Genomic DNA, 17,877 nt, shown 5'->3' with positions numbered 1-17,877 from the left:
AGAACGTATGAGCGAGTCATTTCAAGTGCTGGCTGACGCCAACAGCTTCTTCGCCTCCTGCGAGCGCGTTTTCGATCCGCGACTGGCCGACAAACCCGTCGTCGTGCTCTCCAACAACGACGGATGCGTGGTGGCCCGCAGCGCGGAGGCGAAACGGCTGGGCGTCAAGGAGGGAACGCCGTGGTTCAGCATCCGCGAAGAGGCACAACAGGCAGGCGTGGTCGCGCGCAGCTCGAACTACGAGTTGTACGCCAGCCTGTCGGCACGGATGATGTCGGTGATGAGCAGGTTCATGCCAGGTCAGGAAATCTATTCCATCGACGAATGCTTCCTCTCTCCTTCAACCGACGCCTCGCAGACCATGCAAATCTCCAGGTCCATGCGCAAAGCCGTATTACAAGGAGTCGGCATACCGGTGAGCGTCGGCATCGCTCCGACCAAAACATTGGCCAAGGTCGCCAACCATTGGGCCAAACAGCATCCGGAAAGCGGCGGTGTGAGCCTGTGGCGCGACATCGAAGCACAATACGGCGATGCGGCTCTCGCTTCCATACCGGTCAGCGATGTATGGGGCGTGGGCAGGCGACTCACACGCAAGCTGCAGGCCATGGGCATCGTCACCGCGCTCGATCTGCAGCGCCAAGACCCGGTATCCATCAGGCACCGCTTCTCGATTCTCCTGGAACGCACCGTGTTGGAGTTGAACGGTATTCCCTGCATCGTCGGCGACGCCAGCGCCAACGACGGCAAACGCAAGTCCGAGATACTGTGTTCGCGCATGTTTTCGAAACCCGTCACCGACATGGCTCAACTGAATCAGGCCCTGAGCGTCTACGCGCAGAAGGCGTGCCGCAGGCTGCGCCGCCAATCAAGCCTGTGCTCTTGTGTTGCCGCATTCTGCGCCACCAGCCCGTTCGGGCCTGAAAACAGCTATCAGTCCTTTCATGCGACAACCACCTTGCGCGACCCCAGCGACGACCCGCTGGTCATCTCCAAGGCCGCATGCGAGGCCATGCGTGGCAGAGCCGACCCGCATGCCCGCTATATCAGGGCCGGGGTGCTGTTGCTCGGCCTGCAGGACGCCAAAGACTTCACCACCTTGCATGGATTTGAAGCCAGGCGCGACGACCACAATCTGGGAGGTGTAATCGATGAGGCCAACAGAAAATTCGGCACAGCCCGGGTCGGCATCGGCTATGGCGGTATCCGCGGAAAAGGACGCTGCGATGAAGACACCGGGGCTTCATGGACCATGAGACGTGAAATGCTCTCCCCGCGAGCCACCACACGCTGGGATGAGATGGCCATAGCCCATGCCAATTAGCGAATGCAATCAGCAGATACGGCAGTTGTCATACATTGATAGGATTCATCGAATTATCCGCACAGTCGGCTGATAGAAGACGATATGGCCGACGAATCTCGTCATTGCGAGCGGTTCGGCGTACAGGCCAGCGCAAGCCCGATGACTCTCCTGGCCCCCGCCGCCGTCAACGCCGACATGCACTGGCCCATGGTGGCGCCTGTCGTGACGATATCGTCGACAACCACGAACAACGAATCATCACCGCTCAAATCTTGGGCAACATGCACATGCCCGTCGATTCTTCGCGAACGCGACGCGGCCCCTGCCGCCTGCACCGATTTGCCATGCACGCCTTCAAGCTTCAACACCGGTTTCGTGACAGCGCAAAGCCCGTCGACGTTCAGGCTTCGCGACATCAACCTGGTAAGCGGCAACGTCTGCCATCGTCCACGCCGATGCATCGAAGAAGGCGACGAAGGTGCCGGAACCAACGCAAGGGCACAGCCATGGGCGCAAGCCCCTTGCCGTCGCAGCACCTTTGCCGTCAAATCAGCCATCAATACAGCGAAGATACGGTCGCATTCCTCGTCGCCGTGGTCTTTCCAGTTGAGAATCGCATGTCGAACGGCTCCCTGATACCAAGAGCACCCATAGCAGTATCCGACTTTCCCCGGCAATTGCCTCGAATAGGCATGCCGGAAAAGGGCGGCGCACGAAGGACAAAGCACCTCATCAGGCGCATCGCATCCGGCACAGCCCCTCGGCAGGAGCAGATCACGGATGGCGATGCACCAGGCGCTGAACGCATCATGAATTCTTAAGTCGGCGGTTTTCATACCCCAAAGCTATCCGATTTTCCCGTGAGACCGAGGAAAAACAGATCACTGTGGTCGAATGCTCCAGGTTATCCACATCCCGGGCGTGTCGCGGTATTCAAGCCGCTTGTCGGAAAAGCACCAAACGCAACGAATCGAAACCGACGATAAGAACAAAAGACGTAGAGACGGATATGCCGCCCGGAGACAAGGAGAATCAGGACACAGACAAGGCCTCGATAAGACGGTTGCAGACCTGAATCGTATCCCCGGGGCCGGAGACGAGGATCGGCTTCGTGCCGATGATGGCAGCAGGATAGTCGTTGCCGTCCGGATCCATGCGGTCGCCAATGAAAACAACCTGATCGACCGAGCAGCCCACAATGCAGCAAAGCCTACGCACGGCATAGGCCTTGTCGACCCCACGGGCCGAGACATCGATACTGGTCGAACCCCCAGAGCGCACCACCAGATCGGGCAGATCGACGCCAACCGCCTTGGCAAGACGGTTTTTCTTGCTGTTGTCCGGATCCCAACGCTCCTTGGCATCTACCGGCGCCTCCTGTCCCAATGCGGAAAACGTGATCTGACTGCCTCGGTCCTCGATACGCGGCCCCCAGGTATGTTCCAACCAGATTCCCTGTTCGCGTGCGTGCCGTTCGATGGACGCGATGGCGCTTTTGCGGTCGGCGGTATCCAGGTCATTGGAATAGAGGCATCGCCATCGCCCCTGACGCCAACGGAAATAGCGTGTGCCGCTGGTCGGCATCACATGGATGCGCGTGCGGTCGGCATCTGGTTCGAGCACATCGAGCACTTGGCTTTTCGCCAATTCAAAGCGGCCGCCGGTGATGAGGGCCACATCGATGAGGCGTGTCAGAGTCGAGAAACGTGAGGCCATGTCGTGATGCATGGGTTTTTTCGAACGGGCCAAGGTGTTGTCCAGGTCAAAGGCAATCACCTTTGTACCCTTCACAAGCGCGGAAAGATCGTGATCCCGCCACATTTCTATCGCCGCATTCGCGTCTGCCGCCATCAATCGCTCCGTTCTTTGACATCGACTGCCCAATATACCCAATATCCCTTTATGCTACGACTACCAATGCCTATGCCGCACCATAGAATGAAACCATGTTGCGACCACCTTGGCAGACCCACGTCTATCGGAACCGGCACGGACGCGGTACAAGAACCCCGATGTTCGGTGTACGCCTGCCTCGCTACCGCTCCCGTTGCGGCATGTTCGACGATATGGTCTCCTCCCAGATACGGCGGCTGCTCGCAGCGTGGCCGGAGCTTGTGCGCCCGGTGCAATTCGCCGTCGAGGACGTGCCGCCTTCCACTCCTGCGCCTTGGGAGCCCAGGCGCAACCCGACCTCGCAGAATTTCGCGGCGAACCACGGCATCCCCGCACGCATCGTGCTCTACCGCATGCCCATGCAGATGCACCATCCCGACAAAACCGAACTCGAATGGGCGATACGTGACGCCTTGGTCTCCAGACTTGCCGACCTCTACGGCCGTAGACCCGAGGAAATCGACCCCGACTGGACCGGTACCGAGTTATAGCACCCGGCTGATATGCCGTCGATTTCGGCATATTCAAGGTTTACGTCTGGTATGCCGACTTCCACGCCATTCAGCCATGCCTGCAGTTAGCACGCAACGTCAAGCACATAGTGAAGCAGGCCACACACCCTCATTTCAGTGCACGATCCCGGCATTGTCGGTGCTCCATACCTTCATATTGCGCGGCTCAAGGCCCGACGCACCAAGATAGGCGACCGAAGCGAGCTTGGCATTCGTGACATCGGACTGGGTAAGCCTCATGCCCATCGATACGTTTTTGCCGTTCTTCAACCGAAACATCACTGCATGGTCGCCGACGTCCTTGGCAACGATGCTGGTCCCGGCCTTGGATGGAAGCGTGACCTGCTTGCTCCCTGCGGGTTTGCCGGAAGCATCATACCCTTGCAAAGTGGCTTTGGTCTCGCGCTCCGCGCTATTGAGCAGCAACAGCGTCCCATCGGTATGGTCGGGAAGCACGACCGCCGACTGAGCATAGGCCAACGAAGGTGTGACATAGGCGAAATCGGTACCCGAATCGGCATTTTGGGTCACTTTGACCGCTACGTTGACAGGGGCGGCAGCATTTGCCTCAAGCCCAATCACGCCTTCGGGCGCCTTGCCCAGATCGATCGGAACGACTTTGCCGGCCTCAAGACGCTGCGTCTTTGCCGACGACGCTCCTTTGGCGTCAACCCAGGAAAGGTTCAGATCCGTATCCTGCTCGGCACGGGCGTATACCGTCACCTGGTCACCGTCGACGATTCCGGGCAGATATGCCTTCTTGGAAGCGGCGTCCAAAGGCACTGCATAATCAGAGCCTTTGGCGTTGAGCCCTTCAAGCTCCACGCTGCGTACAACCGCCGCGATCGGCGTCTCCTTGCTTTTGACTTTCACGAAAAGAGCCTCGGCGCCGGATGCCGCCGCGGATAGTTCCAGGGTGGCCTCGCCATTGGCACCGATATTGACGACGTTGCCGGTGGAAAGCCGCAACGGGGAACCGTGTTTGGTGCTCCATACCTGAACCTGCAACGAGGTGGCTTTCGACGAGAAATTGGCTACGGACAATTGCTGCGTGACACCGGTGGTGGTGGGTCCAAGCAGGAAATCCTGTTCGAGTGCGGGAACGACGCAGGTTGAAGCAGCCAGGCCTTTCAGATCGCCCTCGCTGGCCCACGAAGCCACGGATGCCGCTGCACCCGTACCGGATTTCGCTTTCAACAGACGCGTTTCGAAGGCCTGTGACCCCTGATCGGCAGAACCGGAATAGGTCTTGACCGTAGCGCTGTCGAGCGTGTCGCCTCCGGTCAGCTTCTTGTTATCGGCAACACTGCCATTGGTGACCGCGCCGACACTCGCTTCATAGACGGAGCCGAAAGCGGCGTATCTGGCCGACGAAGCGACGTTGCCTTCCGTGGCTTGGAAGGCGCTGTCACCATATTTTCCATTGTCTGAAAGCGCCATACGGGACGGACAATAATAGGTCAGATCCGTCTGGTCGACTTGTTGCGCCCCAGCGGCGTTGCCTGCTCTGCCGGAGTCGACGAGCCACGCAGGCAAAGGCACCAGCACCACCGCTACCATCAAAGCCACCAGTACCGCCACGGTAATCACCGCCAACACGAAACGAGAAGCCGACCGCGAGCGTGAATCGTTCACACTCGCCGACTCCGAATCGGCCATCGAGCCCTGCACCTGCCGGATATCCTCGCTGCTGCCGGGATAATCGGGTCCGTTGGAAACCCCGGAAGCCGCTGGAGGGGCGGGAACGTTTGGTCCGAGAGAGGGAAGCGCAGAACCAGGGTTGTCGTCGTCCATGTCATTATTCATGATGTTCTCCGTATTCTTCATGCCTGTTCCCGTCCGTATCCGCGCGTTCTGGGAATCGCCACCAGCACATAGACAGCCATGACCAGTCCCAAGCACCATAGCCAGGTTTTCCGCCAGGCGCTGTGTTGTGCGGCATTTTGCCCCTTGATCGGCACACCTTGTTTCTTTTCGTCCACCTTGGTCAGTCGATAATAGGTTCCTTGCGTTGCGTTCACCACGGATTGGACCCCGTCGCTGGAATTGATGTTGCTGATCAGACGCAACGTGGCGTCACGATCGGAGGTGGATTTATCAGCGGAGACATAGATACCGCCGAATCCGAGCTTGGCTAGGGTTTCAATGGCATCATCGTTGCCGTTGGAAAGCAGTTCGCTGCTGGCCTTTGCAATCTGATCTGCCGACAAATCGCCGGCACCGGAGGCCACGCTGGCCTTCCATGCCGGTGAAACGTCAACGAGATCGCCACGCCGCGAGCGCATCACAGAAAAATCGATGTGGTTGCCGGTGACGGCCTGAAGTGCCAGTACGCGATGGTTTTCCTTGTTCTGCAGATAGTCCACAGCCACCATCGGCAATCCGGCGTCGCTCGCCTCGACTTCATTGCCCCGAGACATCATGCCGAACGCTGCGGCCGAACAAGCGGAAAGCGCCAGTACCAGGACAAGCAGGGCACGACCGAATTTGATGGCTATGCCCTTGACTTTGTCCTTGACACCGTTGGATTCAGCGTTCGTTCTATCCTGCTCGCTTTCCGAAATCCTCAAAGGCACGAAACGCTTGACGGCACCGCCGGAGACGATGCAGGCGCAGGAAAGCAATGCCAAAAGGGCCAGCACCACGCCCGGAAGCACAGACGCGGCGAAGGCGTCACCGCCCTTGAGTGACACACAGATTCTCGAGGCCGCCATGGCCAGTACGAGGCCGGTGAGCGCAACGAACCACATCATCCGCGAGGCACGAAGAGCGAACGGCAGCAGCAACGCGGCCAGAGCCACCACCACGATGACGCACAACGCCGCCAGAATCGCCAAGGTTTCAAAGCCGCGCTGGCTGTTGAACAGCTGCACGCGCATATCAACCCCGAACGGAAGGGCAAAGGCGCGGGAGATGATCTGTCCTGCGGAGAGGGACGCCGGAGCGGAATCCGGCACAGGCTGAAGGACATCGGCGAAAAGCTGCCGCCATGCCCCGACGCTTGCATAGTGGACGCTGTTGACCAGCGTAGGCAGCAAAAGCACCAATCCAGGCACCGGGATGAGCAGCAGCATCAGCCGATGCGAACGCACAAGGATCAGGAAGAACACAAGGCAGACAATCAGCGGGAATATCAGCTGCGGTTCGCAGGCAACCGTGACCGCGAAACACAACGCCGCGCAACCCGCAGCCTGCACGGACGCATGCGAGTGCACCAAATCTTCAGTGCCATACATGCCGACGGCCCTGAACGTGAACGCAAAAGCCGCCGGAAGGAACACCATCACCATCAACAACGCAATATTCGCGCTCCCGAACGCGCCCAAGGCGAAGGCCAAGGCCACCCACAGCAGGCCGACGACCACCCGCACCCAGTCGGAACGGGTGAATACACCCGCCAATGCCCAGAAAGCAAGCGCCATGGCAGGGGCCGCAAGGAAGAACATCAACGATATGGCGATGACGGGATGTCCGATCGTAACGACCGAGGCCACAAGCCAGACCATCAGCCATGGAGCAGGGGGCGCAGGCACACCGACGCCGACACCGAAGGCCCACGGGGTGCTTGCGGCGCAAAGCAATGTCGAGAAACCTGCCCCACTGGAAAGCCACGACGGCGAATACAGGCTGGCGCCGCCCAATGCCTGGCGGAATACGTTCCATTCGAAGACGATGACCGTCACCAGAGCCACGACGGCCATAAGAGCCGCAAAGCCGAAACGCCGTATCGCACGCATACGCAAATGGCTTTTCGCAAGAGGGGAAAGAAGCTCGATGTGCTGTTGGCTGTCGAGGGCACGGCTGCGTTTACGCCATTCCCCGATCTGCTTGCGATCGGCGCAGAGCAGGTCCAAGGCGGGCGCCCCGGCCCCATGACGCATGCTTTGCTGTCGCCGGGCATGGATCATCTGCGGCAACTGGCCGAGCATACGCCACGGCAGGCAGAGTATGCACCAGGCACGCCACGGGCTTTTGGCAAGAAGGGCACCTATGGCATGCCACAGGGCACGCAGCAGGTTGAGCACCCACACCAGCGGCCAGAACAACGTGCGGATATCGGTGTAATAGTATTTCTGGGCGGCATCGAGTGTGGCAGATGTCGCATCCACCGGATTCTCCTCGTCGATAGGCGCGCCGGTCCTTGTCCGAATGCCTTCGAAACGTGCGCGACGGTGGGCGATATGGGCCTGCGGCACGACGATGACCCGGCCCCCGGACTCACAGATACGACGTGAAAAATCGGCGCCCTCGGCGAACGTCGTAAACCACGGATTGATCTCCCCGACGTCTTTTTTGGTCTGCAACGGCAACAGGGCACCTGCCAAAGAGACCGCAAACACATCAGCACGCCCGTCATATTGTTCCTGATCGGGTTCACCGTCGACCACGAGGCTTTCCAGACGATGTTTGCCCGCGTAACTGCCGACGTTATGAAGCGCAGAACCAGACCAATCGAGCTGTTTGGCACCGATCAGCGAAACCGTGGGCGTGTTGTGCCAAGCCTCGACCAAAGCCTCCAGGCAACCGGCACCCACAGGCCTGGAATCGTCGTGCAGAAGCCAAAGCGCACGGACGGAGGCGGGGAGACTGGCGTAGAGGAAGGCCTTGGCGACTGCATCAGCGAAGGAACGCGCCCCGGCGGCTCGCACCAACTGGACATCGACACGCTCGGGGGGATCGGCAGCAAGCTGCGCCGCCCCGCCTCCGGGTTCGGGCAGGGCAGAGACGGTGAAGCCCGTACGCATCGGCTGTGCGGTGCCACCCGTGCAATCGGCGACGACAATGGTGCGTGGCAGGACCTTCTGGACCATCAACGCACGCAGAGTAGCGGGGAAAAACCGTACATCATGTTCGACCGTGACAATCGCGGCGACGCTTCGATCGACGCTCTGCCCCTTGACTCGGGGTCTGGAGCCGATGACCTCGGCCACAATTCGCTGTATATCGACACTGCCGTTGGAACTCATGCTCACCAGTGTAGACGATGGCCTCTCTACCGTGCCGGCAGCAATCGAAGTGAAAGAATTCACGGTTATATCGGACATTATGTATCATGAGTACCCATGCGTAATGCGTCTATGGCAACGGATTTTCAGGAAAAATTCAACCTCTAGGCATACAATGCCCTCTAGGAATAACGAATGGCAGTCCCGTGATGGCTTTGAGACTTCGGCTGGCGGGTAAACAGAAAGGCGAGGTATGGCTTCACACCGTATCAAAGACCTCAAGATACCCAACCTCGCAGGCTGGCGCTCCCCCAAGCCCATGCACGGTACCGCCTATATCGTTCGCCACCGGCTACGCAGCGCCATCATCATGACGTTGGTGGCCATCGTCGTATGCGTATCCACCGCGGTAGGTGTGGCCGCATTCACGTTGGCGCATGCCCCTGTAGCGGTCAAGCCCATCATCCAGCCACATGGCAAAGAAGAGAAACTCGTCGATCCGAATGCCGGCAAGCCCATCGAATTCCTGGTTCTGGGACAGGACACGCGAGCGGGCGGAGACAACGCCGCACTCGGCGGCAGCGACGACGAAGGCGAACACAACGCCGACACCACCATGGTCGTGCAGATCAGCGCCGACCGCTCCTATATCAATCTGGTCTCCATCCCCCGCGATTCCATGGTCGACGCACCGAGCTGCCAGACCAGCAAAGGCATCATTCCCGCACAACACAATGTGATGTTCAATTCCATCTTCGCCTCGGGCTGGAACCAAGGCGGCGACCTCGCCAGCGCCGCGAGCTGCACGATGAATGCCGTCAACGCGTTGACCGGGCTGAAGCTCGAGCACTTCATCGTGGTCGATTTCCAAGGCCTGCAAGGCATGATCAACGCCATCGGCGGGGTCAACGTCTGCCTGCCGACCGACACGAAGGACGATTACACGGGACTTGACCTCAAGCGCGGCCTCCAGCACCTCGACGGCACGCAGGCCACCGAATACGCCCGTATGCGCCACGGGACCGGCACCGACGGCAGCGACATCATGCGTACCGCACGCCAGCAGTATCTGGTCAAGGAGATACTCACCGAGGCGTTGTCGAAGAACCTCCTGACCAACAGTGCACAGCTGTACCGTCTGGCCAACGAAGCGTTGAAATCGTTGAGCATCTCAAGCGGCCTTTCCAGCGTCACCACGTTGGCCGGACTCGCCCTGAGCCTGCACAGCATCAAACCCGATCATCTCTATGCACGCACCATTTCGGTCGTCCCGGCGCCCACCGATCCAAACAACCGTGTGGTCTGGTCCGATGACGCCGATCAAACCTGGGCCAAACTGCGCGAATACAAGCCGCTGACCCAACAGGACACAGGCACGGGCGCTCAGAACCAGAGCCCGAGCCAAGGCCAAGGCACGACGGGTCAAAACCAAGGCCAGGATGCCAATGGCACCCAAACCCAGCAGGGCACTCCCGATCCGAAGACCGGACTCATTACCGCCTCCGACGGCAGACTCATCGACCCCGTCACCGGAGGAACCGTGGACCCGGAAAACGGCATGATCCATGATCCCGTCACCGGCCAGTACATGGGGGTGGCCAACCAGTACCTCAACGCGACCGTATGTGCGGTTCCTGCGCAGAAGTAGGCAAACCCTCCCCTCTTCGCATCCTCCCGCGAGTAAAAGTAGTAACTGCTCTAAGCTTTCGGGAGGGTATATGGTCAAGCAGTCAGGTGGATTCGACGCGCAGGGAACCCCACCCAGCTTCATACCCTCCGGCGCACGCAAGCGTCCGGACACCGGACGGGTACCGGTTCCCTCCGCCACCCCGCAGGTCCCTCCCGCCTTTTCTCCTGCCAAACCCCGCAAAAGGACGGCCAGTCACCGGCCAATTCAAAAACCGGACCAGCCACCGGCCCTAGCCCCGGCCCAGCCACGCACACCCCGTCAGAGTACGGGTTCCTCGCGCATCGCGTCCCCGGCACGTTCCTCGTCTTCACGGAGTTCAAAACGGGAATACAACGGTTCTGCGATATCACCGAAACGTCCGAGCCGAGCCCAACCTTCGGGGTTCGGCTCGGGATTCGGCAATGAGGCGACCAGACCACACAAAAAACACCATTGGGTGCTTTCCGCTCTGCTCGCCATTGTTCTGGTCATTGTCCTGGCGATCTTCGGCTGCTGGAACTGGGCCAATTCGCAACTCGACAAAAGCGATTGGCTGACCGGCAAAGTCAATACCAACGGCACCTCCTGGCTCGTGCTCGGTTCGGACGAACGTGACGATTCCGGAGTCGGGGGAAGCGCCGACGACACTCCGGGCTTCCGCACCGACACCATACTCGTGCTGACCAAGCCCTCCCACGGTTCCTCCTCGCTCATTTCGATTCCGCGTGATTCGCTGGTCAAAGTCGATGGAACGAACATGAAGATCAACGCCGTGGCCGAAACACAAAGCAAAAAGACACTGACCGGCAAAGTGGAAGATATCACCGGCCAGAAAATCGACCATGTCGCCGAGATCAAATTCAATGGGCTGACCCACGTGGTTGACGCCCTTGGCGGGGTCAAACTCTGCTACGACAACACGGTCAATGACGCTTACTCAGGACTCAACTGGCAGGCTGGTTGTCATGTGGCCGATGGCGGCACGGCACTTGCCTTCTCGCGTATGCGTTACTCCGATCCAAAAGGCGATTTCGGACGTGCCGAGCGACAGCGTCAGGTCATCGGGGCCATCATGAGCAAGGCCTCATCGTCCGATATCATGAAAAGCCCGACAAAGGCGCAGAAAGTCGCCAAGGCGGCCCTTTCCTCCATCGAAGTCGATAAGCAGACCAACCCGCTCACGTTGCTGTCGATGGCCAAGGCGTTCAAAGCCGCTACAGGGAAATCCGGCATCTCCGGCTCCGTTTATTGGACCGACCCGGACTATTACGTCGATGGAGTCGGTTCGAGCGTTCTTCTGGACGATTCGAAAAACCTCGAATTGTTCTCTCAGCTCGCATCCGGAGACCACAAGCCGGGGACCGTCGGCACTCTGGCGGAATCGGTTGGACAAAATTAACACTATTTTTTTCGGTGAAAACCCTTGAAAAAATCTGCTTTTCGTGATTATCTAAGTAGTGGAATGCAGTCGAGGACAACAGGAAGGTCGTTTGCTTCTATGAGTAATGCTTTTGATTGGCGAGCCAAAGCGGCATGCCGCGACAAGGATCCCGAGCTTTTCTTCCCCGTCGGCAACACGGGCGCCGCCTATCAGCAGATCGAAGAGGCCAAGGCCATCTGCCGTACCTGCAAGGTCATCGACGCGTGCCTCAAGTGCGCACTCGACACCAATCAGGACTACGGCGTCTGGGGCGGCCTGAGCGAGGATGAGCGCCGTGCCCTGAAGCGCCGCGCCATGCGCGCCCGCCGCAGTCAGAACATGCAGATGCAGGTCTGATCGCGGCTTTGCGACGCGCCGTCATGATGCGTCGCAAAGCTGAGATTTGTTGCAGCCTTTATAGTGATGTCCCTTCCGGTTTATCATCGGGAGGGACATCACTATATGCCGTTATGCGAAAAACCATCTGCAGGAATCAATCACCGTGCGTATCACGCTCTCGTGCATGACTGAATCAGGACACAACCGGACACACGTGACGACAAGATACGAGATACGGGTGCGGGCCGGTACAAGGCCTTTCCCGGCCCTGTGCCGGCCCGCACTCCGCAAAATCTCATCCGGCGGATTGGCATCCTTCAGCGCAAGGATCAGTCGCCTTCCTGTGCCGCACGCAGGTTGATGTCGAGAATGACCCTGGTGCCTCCCCCCTGACGCTCGCCCCAACGCACGGTGCCGTTGAAGTCGTTGGTCACGAAGGTGTTGATGATCTGGGTGCCAAGCCCGGAACCCGAGGTTCGGGCCATGCCGTTGTCTTCCTCCGCGGCCAGTCCGGAACCGTCGTCTTCGACCACCACGTTCAGATGATTGCCGCTGCGGCCTACCGAAATGGTGATGTTGCCTTCCTTGCGGCCTTCGAAGCCGTGCTCCACCGCGTTGGTGATCAGCTCGGTCAAGACCAAGGACAGCGGCGTGGCGTCCTGTGCCGGCATCATACCGAACTTGCCGATGTAGCGGATATGGATATGCTGGTCGTCCATCGTAGCCAAATCGACGCTCATCTTGAGCAAGTTGGAGATCACGGCGTCGTAATCGACGATCTCGTTGACGGTCTGGCTCAGACCTTCATGCACGGTGGCGATGGTCTGGATGCGCCGCTGCGCCTCCTTGAGCTCCGTTTTGACCTCCTGGGATTTCGTCTTCCTGGCCTGCAGGCGCAGCAAAGCCGACACCGTCTGCAGATTGTTCTTCACCCTGTGGTGGATTTCGGAGATGGTGGCGTCCTTCGTCTGCAATTCCTGCTCGCGGCGACGCAGTTCGGTGACATCGCGGCAGAGCACGATGGCGCCGGCCCGGCCCGTCTCATTGTAGAGCGGCAGCGAATGCATCGAGACCATGGAATTGTTGGCGTCCAGCTCGCAGTCGGCCGCCGCCTTGCCGCTCAAGACCAGCGGGAGGGTCTCGGGGACCGGATCCTTGGGATGGAGCAGCTGCGTCCCGATTTCGCTTAAATAGTGCCCTTCCATTGCGGTGATGTCACCGAGCCTGCGGAAACAGCTGATGGCATTGGGAGCGGCGTACTTCACGATGCCGTTGGGATCGAGAATGATGAAGCCGTCCGAGACCCTGGCGTTGTGCTGCTGGCTCATCAACGCGTCGTGATAGGGGAATTGGCCACGGGGAATCATCTCGAAGAGCATCTTGCCGGCGTTGATGCTTTCGGATTCGTAGCGGCCGTTGGATTCGCGGGTCGACATATTGGTCTCCCGCACCACCACACCAAGCGTCTTGTTGCCACAGCGCACCGGCGCGTAGACGTTGCAGACACTCGATTTGCCGACCTGATGCAACGTCGTGGTATGCAGAACGCCGTCGACGTTCATCGCCGTGTCGATTTCATCAACGAGATTTTCGGATACCTCATTGCCTACGGCGTCGTCGCTACGCATCGTCATCACCGTGGAGGGACGGCACTGCTCGGCGACGATGTATTTGCCATCGTCACGCCGAAGCACCAGAAGCAGGTCCGCAAAACTCAAATCGGCGATGACCTGCCAGTCCGCCACCAACAAATGAAGCCATTCACGGTCGCCGGCGTCAAAATCGGACTGCGCGGCGAGAATCTCATCAAAATCAGCCATGGTTCAATCATACTATGAGACGGTTGCTTTGATATCGCAAGGCTGAAAAATACTATGTCACGAACTTAGGTTACGATAACGTAAGTTACGCTTGCGTAAGCAGTTGCTGTTTCATTGGTGTTTTCACCTGTCTACCCGCGGCGTAAAAACACCTGAGACTCTGGAGGGGCCATGTCCGACAAGTCCGCCAAAAAAACGATCGACGACGCCATTGCCGCAAATCGGAACCGCCACGCCCCCAGTCGAAATGACGTTCTCTCTCCATCCGCGGCAACAGCACAAAACACCCCCGATCTTTCCGATTCGGCACAGTCCGCAGAACCCTCCAAGGCCATCGAAACCTCCGTCACCGAGGCACGGCAACAGGCCATGGAGGCCAAAGCCGACGCCATCCGTACGCAAGCACATAGCAAGGCCGACACCATTCGCCGTAAAGCCGACGAGCGGGCGGCATACGTCATCGCCCGAGGCGAGGTCAAAGCCGCACGAGCGCTGGGCATCGCTCCCCCGCCCATGCCCGGTCGCAAAGTACGTCTCGACGTCCACGGACGCCCGAAACCGTTGCTGCGCGGCTGGATTCATGCCGTCGCGGCGCCGCTGGCTCTGGCCGCCGGAATCGTGCTCATCTGCCTTGCCGAGGGGACGGCACTGAAATGGGCGTGCGCCGTCTTCATGATCTGCTCGACGTTCCTGTTCACCAATTCGGCCGCCTACCATCTCGGTGACTGGTCGCCGAAAACCACCGATCTGCTGCGCCGCATCGACCACATGAACATCTTCCTGTTAATCGCGGGCACTTATACGCCGGTTTCGTTTGCGTTGACGCCCAACTGGCGCAACGGGGTCATCGGCGGGATGTGGGCCTGTACACTGGTGGCATTGCTCATCCACGTCATCTGGATCAACGCCCCACGCTGGCTCTACACCGCCGTCTACATCGTCTTCGGCGTCTCCGGGGTGGCTTTCCTCGACCTTTTCTGGTTCTCGCCTTACGCGGGGCCGGCGGTGGTCGTTCTTCTGGCGGCAGGCGGCGCCTGCTACATCGCCGGGGCCATCGTCTATGCGCTGCGGCGTCCGGATCCGTGGCCGCGCGTCTTCGGATTCCACGAGATCTTCCACCTGGGTACCGTGGCCGGGTACGCCTGCCACATGGTGGCCATCTACATGGTCATCGTCAGTCTCTGGCAAGTGCGCCCATAGGCAGCCGGCCGTCCATTCGCCTCAAGAACGCAAGACATGATACAAAAAGGTCCGGAACCACGAAATGGTGGATCCGGACCTTTTGATATTCACCTTACGAATAAGGCATATAGAACAATAACGACGATTGGCCTTACTTCATCGGCTTGGAGTCTATGATCTTCACCGTGATCTCACGGCCATTGGGAGCCTTGTAGGAGACCTCATCGCCTTTCTTGGCACCCATGATGGCCGTGCCAATGGGAGATTCGGGGCTGATGACGTCATAGTCGGTCGCCACGGCGATATCACGGGAGCCGAGCACGTACTTCATCTCCTTGCCCGCAAGCTCCACGGTGACCAATGAGCCGTTGCCCACCTTTCCCGCCGGCGGCGCCTTCAGAATCTTCGTGTTGCGCAATTTGACGATCAGCTCGTTGATGCGCCCCTCGTTCTTGCCCTGTTCCTCACGGGCGGCCTGATAGCCGCCGTTCTCGCTCAAGTCGCCTTCGGCGCGAGCCGTCGCGATGCGCTGGGTGATCTCGTCACGATAATCACCCTGACGGTAGGCCAGCTCCTTTTGAAGCTTGTCATAGGCTTCTTGCGTGAGCAGAACGGTCTTTTCTTCCTCTGCCATGATTCTTCCTTGCCTTGTTATCGGTTTTGTGTTCTGCGCCCGGATAGTGCCAGACGGTAGAAAACAAATATGACCGGCGCTGCAGCCGGTCAATCGTTTTGGATTTCCGTGCTTCAGCGCGTGGAGATGATGTCGATGACAAACACCAGCGTGTCATCGCCGCCTATCCCGGCCTGCGGCATACCTTGCCGGCCATAGCCGTATTCCGGCGGAATCGAAACCACCAGACGCGAGCCGACATTGTGGCCCGGAACCGTACGGTCCCAGCCTTTGATGACCTGGCCGACACCGATGCCGAAACTCGCCGGCTGGTGACGCTCGAAACTCGAGTCGAAGGGTTCGTCCTTGCCCCAGACGACCCCATGGTAATTCACCGTGACCGTGTCGCCTGAACGAACCATCGGGCCGTCGCCCTCGATAAGTTCGACGGCCTTGAGCCCGGCCGGGGCGGGGGTGTCGGGGAACTTGATAACCGGCTTCGCGCCGAATTCGGCATTCACCTCGGGCATATTCGTAGCCATACGTAGGCCTCCTTGTAGTTTACATTTTCATTAGGTTAGCACTGATGCACCCCGATGTTCATCATCGTTTCGAAAGTGCACAGAACTTACGAGAGGGGGTCGTCCATTTTCGGGCATGTGGGATGCCGTTCTTTGTCAGCATTCCACGACGTTGACGGCCAGTCCGCCTTCCGATGTCTCCTTGTACTTCGACATCATGTCGGCACCGGTGTCCTTCATGGTCTTGATGACCTGATCGAGGCTGACCATGTGCTGCCCGTTGCCGAGAAGTGCCATACGCACCGCATTGATCGCGGTGTTGGCGGCCATGGCGTTGCGTTCGATGCAGGGGATCTGAACCAAGCCGGCCACCGGGTCGCAGGTCAGGCCCAGATGGTGTTCCATGGCCACCTCCGCGGCGTTCTCGACCTGCCGTGGCGTGCCCTGCATGACCTCGCAGAGCCCGGCCGCCGCCATCGAAGCGGCGGAACCGACCTCGCCCTGGCACCCCACTTCGGCACCGGAAATGGAGGCGTTGCGCTTGAAGAGATAACCGACGGCTCCTGCAGCCAAAAGGAAGCGGATGACGCCTTCCTCATTGGCGGAACCGGCGAAATGCCAATAGTATTCAAGCACCGCCGGAATGATGCCTGCCGATCCGTTGGTCGGCGCGGTGACGATACGGCCGCCGCCGGCGTTTTCCTCGTTGACCGCGAGCGCGAAAAGATCGACCCAAGTGCATTCCGAGGTCTCCAGCACGGCGGCCGGCCGACGTACGTTATGGGAGAGGATATCGGCATTGCCGGAAAGCTCGCGATAGATCTTCGGCGCGCGCCGGGGCACGTCAAGGCCTCCGGGCAATGTCTTCTGCGTCGACGTGCAGCCGTTTTTGACACAGTCGTCCATGTGATGCCAGACGTTGAGCAACGCTTCTTTGACCGCCTTCGGCGTTCGGGTGGCCGTCTCGTTGGCCCATACGATTTCAGAGATGCTTTTGCCTTCACGCTTGCATATCTCAAGCAGTTCGTTGGCGCTGGAGAAGGGATACGGGGCCTCGGGCGGGAAATCGTTGCTGCTGTCGACGCTCGCCTCCTCGGCGAAGGTGCTGCCTTTCGGCGCCTTCTCGTGAATGCCGATCATCAGATCGTCGGCGTGCCCAAGTCGTACGAACCCGCCTCCGATGGAATACCAGACCTGGTTGTCCATTGCTTCGCCGTGATCGTCAAACACCTCGAAACGCATGCCGTTGGGGTGCGCGGCCAACATCTTCCAACGCTCGAAGACGACATCGTTGTCGTAATCGAACCTGATCTTGTGCTTTCCGTCGAGATTGAGCCGTCCGGTGTTCTCGCACTCCTCTTTGATATTGAGGAGATGATCGGTGTCGACCGTGGCCGGCACGTTGCCTTCCAGCCCAGCCACCGCGGCCCTGTCGGTGCCGTGGCCAAGCCCTGTCATCGACAACGAGCCGTAAAGAGTGACCCTGACCCGGCTGACACGGCCCAGCAGGTCACGTTCGTCAAGCGAGGCGACGAAATTGGAGGCGGCGATCATCGGGCCGACGGTATGCGACGAGCTCGGTCCCACGCCGATTTTGAACATGTCGAGAATAGTGAACATGCCATTATTCTAACGTGCCTTTGTACACCGCAGGTT

14 protein-coding genes are annotated in these 17,877 nt (G+C 59.3%); 6 read left to right on the top strand and 8 right to left on the bottom strand.

Annotated elements, in window-relative coordinates; translation table 11 throughout:
* Nucleotides 1–7: 7 nt before the first annotated feature.
* A complete protein-coding gene (locus OZX75_RS01980) occupies nucleotides 8–1,324 on the top strand; it encodes a Y-family DNA polymerase (protein WP_277146581.1) in 1,317 nt (438 codons plus the stop codon).
* Between the two features lie 101 nt (nucleotides 1,325–1,425).
* Here the strand turns inward: OZX75_RS01980 and OZX75_RS01975 are convergent, their stop codons facing one another.
* Nucleotides 1,426–2,142, bottom strand: a complete 717-nt coding sequence (locus tag OZX75_RS01975; protein WP_277146580.1) for a ComF family protein — start codon at nucleotides 2,140–2,142, stop codon at nucleotides 1,426–1,428.
* Between the two features lie 196 nt (nucleotides 2,143–2,338).
* Nucleotides 2,339–3,157 (bottom strand): HAD-IIB family hydrolase, encoded by an 819-nt coding sequence (locus OZX75_RS01970; protein WP_525930257.1) that lies wholly within the window; start codon nucleotides 3,155–3,157, stop codon nucleotides 2,339–2,341.
* Nucleotides 3,158–3,252: 95 nt separating this feature from the next.
* Here OZX75_RS01970 and OZX75_RS01965 point away from each other — a divergent pair, with 95 nt between their 5' ends.
* Entirely contained in the window at nucleotides 3,253–3,690 is a 438-nt protein-coding gene (locus tag OZX75_RS01965) for a metallopeptidase family protein (RefSeq protein WP_277146579.1), read from the top strand.
* A 135-nt stretch (nucleotides 3,691–3,825) separates the two neighbouring features.
* Here the strand turns inward: OZX75_RS01965 and OZX75_RS01960 are convergent, their stop codons facing one another.
* Together OZX75_RS01960 and OZX75_RS01955 are read right to left on the bottom strand one after the other, a co-directional pair.
* Nucleotides 3,826–5,538 (bottom strand): DUF5719 family protein, encoded by a 1,713-nt coding sequence (locus OZX75_RS01960; RefSeq protein WP_277146578.1) that lies wholly within the window; start codon nucleotides 5,536–5,538, stop codon nucleotides 3,826–3,828.
* Nucleotides 5,535–8,678 (bottom strand): glycosyltransferase family 2 protein, encoded by a 3,144-nt coding sequence (locus OZX75_RS01955; protein WP_277146577.1) that lies wholly within the window; start codon nucleotides 8,676–8,678, stop codon nucleotides 5,535–5,537. The genes OZX75_RS01960 and OZX75_RS01955 overlap by 4 nt, the downstream gene beginning before the upstream one ends.
* 232 nt (nucleotides 8,679–8,910) lie before the next feature.
* Between OZX75_RS01955 and OZX75_RS01950 the strand changes: the two genes are divergently transcribed.
* The 3 genes from OZX75_RS01950 to OZX75_RS01940 all read left to right on the top strand — a co-directional run bounded on the left by OZX75_RS01950 (nucleotide 8,911) and on the right by OZX75_RS01940 (nucleotide 12,103).
* Complete coding sequence (locus tag OZX75_RS01950) at nucleotides 8,911–10,305, top strand: LCP family protein (protein ID WP_277146576.1); 1,395 nt, start codon at nucleotides 8,911–8,913, stop codon at nucleotides 10,303–10,305.
* A 70-nt stretch (nucleotides 10,306–10,375) separates the two neighbouring features.
* Nucleotides 10,376–11,725 carry an LCP family protein gene (locus tag OZX75_RS01945; protein WP_277146575.1) on the top strand — a complete coding sequence of 450 codons (1,350 nt, stop codon included), beginning with the start codon at nucleotides 10,376–10,378 and terminating at the stop codon, nucleotides 11,723–11,725.
* A 99-nt stretch (nucleotides 11,726–11,824) separates the two neighbouring features.
* Nucleotides 11,825–12,103 (top strand): WhiB family transcriptional regulator, encoded by a 279-nt coding sequence (locus tag OZX75_RS01940; RefSeq protein ID WP_277144447.1) that lies wholly within the window; start codon nucleotides 11,825–11,827, stop codon nucleotides 12,101–12,103.
* 311 nt (nucleotides 12,104–12,414) lie between these two features.
* Here the strand turns inward: OZX75_RS01940 and OZX75_RS01935 are convergent, their stop codons facing one another.
* Nucleotides 12,415–13,905 carry a sensor histidine kinase gene (locus OZX75_RS01935; RefSeq protein ID WP_277146574.1) on the bottom strand — a complete coding sequence of 497 codons (1,491 nt, stop codon included), beginning with the start codon at nucleotides 13,903–13,905 and terminating at the stop codon, nucleotides 12,415–12,417.
* 369 nt (nucleotides 13,906–14,274) lie between these two features.
* Here OZX75_RS01935 and trhA point away from each other — a divergent pair, with 369 nt between their 5' ends.
* Entirely contained in the window at nucleotides 14,275–15,105 is an 831-nt protein-coding gene (trhA, locus tag OZX75_RS01930) for a PAQR family membrane homeostasis protein TrhA (protein WP_277147336.1), read from the top strand.
* A gap of 133 nt (nucleotides 15,106–15,238) precedes the next feature.
* On the opposite strand, the gene OZX75_RS01925 is transcribed toward trhA, so the two are convergent.
* From OZX75_RS01925 to OZX75_RS01915, 3 genes are all read right to left on the bottom strand, one after another.
* Complete coding sequence (locus tag OZX75_RS01925; protein WP_277146573.1) at nucleotides 15,239–15,721, bottom strand: GreA/GreB family elongation factor; 483 nt, start codon at nucleotides 15,719–15,721, stop codon at nucleotides 15,239–15,241.
* 113 nt (nucleotides 15,722–15,834) lie between these two features.
* Nucleotides 15,835–16,242: an FKBP-type peptidyl-prolyl cis-trans isomerase gene (locus OZX75_RS01920; RefSeq protein ID WP_277146572.1), complete on the bottom strand. Its 408-nt coding sequence runs from the start codon at nucleotides 16,240–16,242 to the stop codon at nucleotides 15,835–15,837.
* A 135-nt stretch (nucleotides 16,243–16,377) separates the two neighbouring features.
* Nucleotides 16,378–17,841 carry an L-serine ammonia-lyase gene (locus tag OZX75_RS01915; protein ID WP_277146571.1) on the bottom strand — a complete coding sequence of 488 codons (1,464 nt, stop codon included), beginning with the start codon at nucleotides 17,839–17,841 and terminating at the stop codon, nucleotides 16,378–16,380.
* Nucleotides 17,842–17,877 lie beyond the last annotated feature (36 nt).

It is taken from the genome of Bifidobacterium sp. ESL0800 (assembly GCF_029395355.1).
GTDB lineage: Bacteria > Actinomycetota > Actinomycetes > Actinomycetales > Bifidobacteriaceae > Bifidobacterium.
Note: the sequence above shows the minus strand (reverse complement) of the source record. Positions and strands in the feature narration are given on the sequence as shown.